Origin of the sequence: Mycobacterium sp., from assembly GCF_046095365.1 — a bacterium.
GTDB lineage: Bacteria > Actinomycetota > Actinomycetes > Mycobacteriales > Mycobacteriaceae > Mycobacterium.
On record NZ_JBJTJF010000040.1, the window covers coordinates 1 to 2,756 of the forward strand.

General features: G+C 72.6%; 2 protein-coding genes. Both read right to left on the minus strand.

Features of this window, described 5'->3' with window-relative positions:
- On the minus strand, positions 1-212 hold a 212-nt coding region (locus ACKOQ4_RS02965; protein ID WP_526288667.1), incomplete at its 3' end, for a hypothetical protein.
- A 385-nt stretch (positions 213-597) separates the two neighbouring features.
- Entirely contained in the window at positions 598-2,553 is a 1,956-nt protein-coding gene (locus ACKOQ4_RS02970) for an RNA-directed DNA polymerase (protein ID WP_526288669.1), read from the minus strand.
- Between the last annotated feature and the right edge of the window lie 203 nt (positions 2,554-2,756).

Here is a 2,756-nt window from a genome sequence, read left to right on the forward strand (position 1 = left end):
TGCGCCAGTGTGGGCAGGCGCGAGGTGTGCCGGAAATACCAAGGCATGGTGGGGGGATAGGCGGGCTCCGCCTCATGCTCCTCGCCGCTCAAGGCAAAGTGTTCGCGATACTGGGTGCGCGCAGAAAAGGCGCGGCCGTCCGACGGCGGCGCCGCCCACCGGCGCTCCAAGGCCGCCTGCCATATTCTGTGAACCCGTGGCAGCGGCGGCATGTCGCCGCTGCCTGACAGGATGGCGGCCAGCGCACCCCGCCAAAAGGGCGCCGCAGGGGGCGCCGAGTCGGGGGCGCTGTCGCCCGCGGCCAGGCCTGTGAGTGCGCGGCCGAGTGCCCCGGTCCAGGTGTGGTGTGCGTCAGCCGCAGGGAGCGAGGCGGTCAAGAGAATGTCGGCCCGCAGAGCAAGCTCAAGCAAGGGGTGTTGGAGCCGGATGCCCGCACTGGCGCGCGCCCACAGCTGGGCGCAAGCGCGCAGCCAAGCCGCCCCTAGGAGCGGCAGGCCCGACTCGGCCGAAAGCACAAGGGCAGGCACAGCCCGGCGCAGGCCGCCGAGGCCCCGGATAAAGTTATTTTGGAGGGCTTGGAGTGGGGCGCGCAAGGCATCATGCCCGGAGGGCATGAGGTCGGGCGCCCAGACCTCGGCCCCGTATGTGAGGATGGGCTCCACCAGGGCGCGGTAAAGGCGTGCACGGAGGGAAAAGTCTGCCACACCCAAGGCGCTGCACCGGCCCTGCAGGGCCCAGAGCGCGCGCAGGGCGGCGGTGCGGAGGTGCTCGACCGCAGGGCGGGCCCCGCAGGTGGCGTGCAGCACTATGCCGAGGTAACGGAAGGACTTGGCCACCGGTAGGGGTAGCCCCGCATAGGTCAGCGCTGGCGCCGCGCGCGCGGCGGCCAAACACGACCACCTCGGTTTTTGAGACGTTGACGCGCAGGTGGTGGGCCTCGCAAAAGGCGCGCAGTGAATCGAGGAGGGCCTGTAGGCCAGCAGCAGAGTGGCAGAGCAGCACCAGGTCATCCGCGTACAGCAGCACTTGGAGGGGGGTGCTGAGGCCAGAGAGGGTGGCGCCAACCTCGCGTACGTGCCGGGCCAAGTGGGCTTCGATCCGGTCTATGTACATGCCAAAGAGCAGGGGCGAGAGCGGGTCGCCCTGCCGCACCCCGCAGGTTGTGCTGAAAGCAGGCCCGAGGCAGCCGCGCAGCTTGGGGCGCGCCCGGACCTGCCAATACATATCACACAGGGTGGACAGCGTGTTGCCGCCGATGCCGACAGACGCGAGATAGCGCATGAGGGCGTCGCGGTGGATGCTGTCATAGGCCTTCTCAAAGTCCACAAAGCACGCGAACAGGCGCTGGCGGGGAGGGGGGGCGTGCCGGGCGCGGTCGATGAGGTGCCGGAGAATGAAAATATTGTCAGAGGCGCGGCGCCGGTCGCGGAAGCCGGCCTGCCCCATGGCGCGCAGGCCCTGCCCCTCTGCAAACGCGTTAAGGCGAGCATGCAGCACCATGCTGAACAGCTTGGCAAGGGCGCACTGGCTCTGGATAGGGCGGTAATTGTGCAGGTCTGAGGCAGAGCCCTTGCCCTTGAAGACAGGGGTGAGGGGCTGCTCATTCCAGTGGGAGGGGTACCGGGTGCGCGCAATCTGGGTGAATAGCAGGGCCAGGGAGTCGGCCAGCAGGGGGTTGCGGTGGGTGCGCCCCTCTGAGTCCTCCACCTCCTCAAATGCATTTTTCAGCAGGCAGGCGCCCAGGCCATCCAGGCCCGGGGCCGCCCCCGCGCGCATGCGCTTGACCTGCGCCCACACCTCATCGCCGGTGAACGGCTCCTCCAGCTGCGCGGCCGCACGCCGCCGCGCAGCCGTCGGCCCGCCGCCGTTGCCGCCGCCGCCGCCGGTGCCGCCGCTGCCGCCGCCGCCCGCGGCCGCCCCGGGCCCCGGCCCAGCCGCCGCCGCCTCCAGCTCCGCCGCCAGCTGCCTGGGGCCGGCCGCCCCAGTTTCCTCCAGGGCCCCGCAGCCGGCCGGGCCCAGCTGCGCGCGCCAGTGCGCCGCGTGGTCCTCCAGGCTGGCCCCGCCGTCGACCGTCGCGCTGTCGTCGCGCTTGTACGCCGTCCAAAAGGCCCTGGGCTTGCCTCGCAGCGTGCCCATGAGCCGATTGTTTTGCTCCGCCCTCCAGCGGCGCTGCGCGCGCCGCTTGGCCGCGTTGAAGCGGTTGCGCCGCCGCCGCAGCTCGGCCGCGCCGAGCCGCTGGCGCGCCGCCGCCTGCAGGGCGGCGTACTCGCCGCGGCAATGCCGGAACCATGGCTGGTCCTGCTGCTGGGCCGCCGGCGCCGGCCGCCCCGCGCTGGGCCGCGCGCCGAAAACGGTGCGCGCGGCCTCGCGGAGCAGGTCAGCGACCGCGGCGGCCGCCGCGGGCCCAGGTTGGGTGAGGGCCGCGTCGAGCTGCCGCCGGAAGTCGGCGGACTTGAGGGCTGCGACCCAGGCGTCGTGTCGGGCGTCGTCGTAGCGGAGGGCGGGGGGCGGCGGAGCTAGAGGCGGCGGTGACTGGGCCTGGGGCTGCGGCAACGGCGGGCGGCGGCAGCGGCGGCGGCGGCGGCGGTGGCGGCGGCGGCGGCGGGCCGACGGCTGCGCGGCGGCGCGCGGCCGCGCCGCGTGAGGAGCCGGTGACCGGCCATGAGGTGTGGGTGCCGGTGAAGCGCATGCGCGCTGGGGCGGCCCCAGGCCGGGATGGCGTGGGCGCCTGCCAGCTGAAAAATGCATTTGAAGAG